Origin of the sequence: Agromyces binzhouensis (assembly GCF_004135055.1) — a bacterium.
Lineage (GTDB): Bacteria > Actinomycetota > Actinomycetes > Actinomycetales > Microbacteriaceae > Agromyces > Agromyces binzhouensis.
This window is the reverse complement of sequence record NZ_SDPL01000296.1, coordinates 1-3,926: the sequence shown is the minus strand read 5'-3', so window position 1 is coordinate 3,926 and position 3,926 is coordinate 1. Positions and strand designations below refer to the sequence as shown.

Genomic DNA, 3,926 nt, shown 5'->3' with positions numbered 1-3,926 from the left:
CGCCGGGGCCGTCGCCGCACCCGGCCGAGGCGCCCGCGGCGCGGGCCTGCTCGCCCGACTCCAGTTCGGTCGGGCGCGCAGCGCGCACTGATGCGGCCTCAGCCCCCGGCGTTCATCCGCACCGACGGGATCCACTCGACGTCGACCGTCGACGGGTCGACCCCCGCCGTGGTCAGCCGGTCGGTGAGGTCCGCGACATCCGGTGCCTGGTCGCCGCCGGTGATGCGCACGAGGTACGACAGCGCCGAGACGTAGTCGACCGAGATCACGTCGAGGTCGCTCGTCAGGGCCCACGCCCTCGCCGCCTGCGTGATCGTCGCCTGCTGCGTGTTCAGGGTCGTCGTGATCCAGGTCGACACGGTCAGGGGGATCGCGACCAGCACGAGCATCCCCGCGATCGCGAGGTTCGACCGCTTGCGGTTCACGGTCTTGGTCCCCGGGGGCGGGGGCTGGTGCCCGATGCGTCCCCATCGCTGCACGCGGTAGACGGCCATGATCACCACGCCGGTGCCGAGGATCGCCGCGACGTTCGCGATGAACAGGATGAGGGAGCCGATCGAGCTGCCCCAGTCGCCGGACTCGGCGGCGATGCCGACCACGACGAGCGGCGGGACGAGCGAGATCGCGATCGCGACGCCGGGCAGCGTGTCGGAGATGTCCTTGCGGACGAGTGCGATCGAGCCGACCGCTCCCGTCGCGAGCGCGGCGAGGAGGTCGATGAGGCCCGGCGTGGCGCGGGCCGCCACCTGGGAGTTCGTCTGCTCGGTGATCGGGCTCGCCGCGAGCAGCCCGACCGCGTAGCCGATCGCGATCGCGGCCGCCGCGCCGCCGATCATCATGAGCAGCGACAGCGTGAGGTTGCGCCGGTCGCCCAGCACGGTCGCGAGCATCGTGCCCTGGATCGGGAGCATCATCGGCGCGACGATCATGGCGCCGATGACGGTCGCCGTCGAATCGCCCACGACGCCCGCCGCGGCGATCACGGACGAGAGCGAGAGCAGGATCCAGAAGCGCTGGATCTTGCGACGGCGCTTCGGCCCGTCCAGGAACACCGACTCGCGCATGTCCTCGATGCGGTTCAGCGCATCGGAGGGCGGAGGCGGGTAGACGGGTTCGTGCTCCGGCGACGGCTGCGCGGCGGGAGGCTGGGACATGGCTGGCTCCTCGGCTCGACCGGGGCGCGATCCCGGTGCTCAGCCGAGCGTACGACGGGCGGTGGCGGATGCCGCGGCACGGTCGGCCGCGGCCGCTCGTGTCGCGGCATCCGCCTCGCCATCGATCGCCGGATGCGCTCAGGCGGCGGCGCGCTGCGTCTCCACGAGGTCCCGGAGGGCGTCGACGAGCGGCGTCGTGGGACGCCCGATGAGGCGCGCGAGCGTCCCGTCCGACTCGGCGAGGTCGCCGCGCGCGATGCCCTCGTCGATCGCCGCGACGAAGCCGGCCGTGCCCTCGTCGAGGCCTGCCTCGATGAGCGAGGCGATGCGCTCCTCCGGCGTCTGGTCGGCGAACGCGACCTCGCGGCCGAGCACCTCGGATGCCGCCGCGGCGAGTTCCGCGAACGTCCAGGGCTCGTCGCCGCCGAGCTCGTAGACCTCGCCGACGTGCCCCTCCTCGAGGAGGACGACCGCTGCGGCCTCGGCGTAGTCGCGGCGCGGTGCCGACGCGACCCGACCGGTGCCGGTCGCGGCGGCGATCACGCCGGTCGCGGCCGCGATCGCGACATCCTGCGCGTAGTTCTCGGTGTACCAGTTGTTGCGGAGGATGACGGCCGGGACGCCGACCTCGGCGATGACCTCCTCGGTGCCGCGGTGCTCGGGCATGAGCACGAGGTCGCTCGTGGACGCCTTGGGGCCGCTCGTGTAGGCGAGCTTGGCGACGCCGGCCGCCTTCGCCGCCTCGATGACGGTGCGGTGCTGGGCGACGCGCTCGCCGAAGGCGGTGCCGGAGACGAGCAGCACGGCGTCCACGCCCTCGAGCGCGGCGGCGACGGTGTCGGGTCGGTCGTAGTCGACGACGGCGGTGCGGATGCCGCGTGCCGCGAGGTCGGCGAGCTTGGCCGTGTCGCGGGCGCCGGCGATCACGTCGGCGGGGGAGGCGCCGCGGGCGAGCAGCGCCTCGACGACGAGGCGGCCGAGGTTGCCGGAGGCGGCGGTGACGAGGATGGTCATGGGGAACTCCGTTCGATCGGTTCCGACGGTGTCGGTTCACCGAGGCCAACCGTGCGGATGCCGCATACCTTCCCTTTCGGCGGTACCCACTTTGAAGTAAGGTACCCACATGGCGGTAAGTCTTGCGCAGATCCGGGAGACGTCCGGCGAGGTCTTCATGGAGGGCTGCCCGACGCGTGTCGTCCTCGACCACATCATGAGCAAGTGGGGCGTGCTCGTGCTGCTCGCCCTCACCGACGGCACGCTCCGCTGGGGCGAGCTGCGCCGAGAGGTCGAGGGCATCAGCGAGAAGATGCTCGCCTCGACGCTCCGGACCCTCGAGGCCGACGGGCTCGTCTCCCGTACGAGCTACCCCGAGGTGCCGCCCCGCGTCGAGTACTCGCTCACCGACCTCGGGCGCGAGCTGATGGACCGGATGCTCCCGCTCGTCGAGTGGGTCGCGTCGCACGCCGACGGGATCGTCGCGCGCTGACGGGTGCCGGGATCGCGATCGGAGCCGACGCGGCGAGTTCGCGACGAGGCCCTCCGTCGCGCGGCGGGCCGCTTGCCCGCGTCGCGCTCGGGCCGTAGCGTCACCCGCAGCAGCATCCGTCGCCGACGATCGGGGGATCACATGGCCGCGTCCGCACTGCCGCCCAGCGGCGACCGCCCGGGCGGCCGCCCCGGCGGGTCGGCGAAGACCTGCGACGCCCGGGGCATGATCGAGATCCACCGGATGTTCCGGTCCGAGTTCGCCGAGGGGCCGAAGCTCGTCGTGCGGGTCGCCGAGGCCGACGCGGCGCACGCCGACGTCGTCGGCGACCACCTCTCGCTCATCTCGGGGAGCCTGCACGCGCATCACGAGTTCGAGGACGACCACCTGTGGGACACGCTCGACGAACGTGCGCCCGCGTGCGCCGGCCACGTCGAGCGGATGAAGGCGCAGCACGCCGAGATGCTCGTGCACCTCCGCGAGCTCGACGCCGCGCTGCCGGCGTGGCGATCGAGCGGGCGCAGCGTCGACGCCGCTCCGGTGCTCCTCGCCCTCCACGGTGTGAACCGCGCGCTCGCCGTCCACCTCCCGGACGAGGAGTCGACCATCGTGCCGGTCATGGAGACCGTGCTCACCCAGAAGGAGGTCGACGCGGCAGGCGTCCACGGCAGGAAGGCCACGCCGAAGGGCAGGACCTGGCAGCAGCTCGGGGCGATCCTCGCCGCGCAGCCCGACGGCGGCGACGAGTGGCTGCACGAGCACCTTCCGGCGCCGGTGCGGCTCGCGTGGCGGTTCGTCGGGCGCCGCGACTACGCGGCGAACCGCGCGGCCCTCTGGGGCGAGACCTCCGGCTGAGGTCGGGCTCAGCCGACCTCGACCTCGACCTCGTCGCCGATCGCGATGCGGTGGGCGGAGGCCGACGCGCCGGCGCCGTCGAGCTCCGGGATGAGGCGGACGCCGAACCACGTCGCGCCGTCCCACTTCCGGTGCTTCGCGAGGGTGCGGATCGGCTCCTTCCCGCGAGCGAGGGTCTCGGGGTCGATCGTCGTCATGACGCAGCGGTCGCAGACCTCGCCGAAGCGGAAGCGGACGCCGCCGATGCGCACGCGGGTCCACGCGTCCTCGGCGAACGGCGCGTCGCCGTCGACGACGACGTTCGGGCGGAACCGCACGATGTCGAGCGGCGGCACGTCGTCGGGCGTCCAGGCGTCCAGCTGCGCGAGCGACGCCTCGCTCGCGAGGAGCAGGGGCCCGGCGTCGGCGAGGCTCAGCCCCTCGCCGGGCCG

General features: G+C 73.3%; 5 protein-coding genes. 2 read left to right on the top strand and 3 right to left on the bottom strand.

Annotation, left to right across the window (positions count from 1 at the left end):
* Window positions 1-98 precede the first annotated feature (98 nt).
* Window positions 99-1,154, bottom strand: coding sequence for a DUF389 domain-containing protein (locus ESO86_RS12850; protein ID WP_207207121.1), 1,056 nt, complete (start codon window positions 1,152-1,154; stop codon window positions 99-101).
* 138 nt (window positions 1,155-1,292) lie between these two features.
* Entirely contained in the window at window positions 1,293-2,168 is an 876-nt protein-coding gene (locus ESO86_RS12845; RefSeq protein ID WP_129235380.1) for an SDR family oxidoreductase, read from the bottom strand.
* Between the two features lie 109 nt (window positions 2,169-2,277).
* On the opposite strand from ESO86_RS12845, the gene ESO86_RS12840 reads away from it, so the two are divergent.
* Both ESO86_RS12840 and ESO86_RS12835 read left to right on the top strand, forming a co-directional pair.
* Window positions 2,278-2,640, top strand: coding sequence for a winged helix-turn-helix transcriptional regulator (locus ESO86_RS12840; RefSeq protein WP_129235379.1), 363 nt, complete (start codon window positions 2,278-2,280; stop codon window positions 2,638-2,640).
* A 141-nt stretch (window positions 2,641-2,781) separates the two neighbouring features.
* The gene (locus ESO86_RS12835) at window positions 2,782-3,495 is read left to right on the top strand and encodes a hemerythrin domain-containing protein (protein ID WP_129235378.1); all 714 of its coding nucleotides are present in this window, start codon (window positions 2,782-2,784) and stop codon (window positions 3,493-3,495) included.
* Window positions 3,496-3,503: 8 nt separating this feature from the next.
* Here ESO86_RS12835 and ESO86_RS12830 read toward each other — a convergent pair.
* The coding region (locus ESO86_RS12830) for an MOSC domain-containing protein (RefSeq protein WP_129235377.1) at window positions 3,504-3,926 on the bottom strand (423 nt) is incomplete at its 5' end.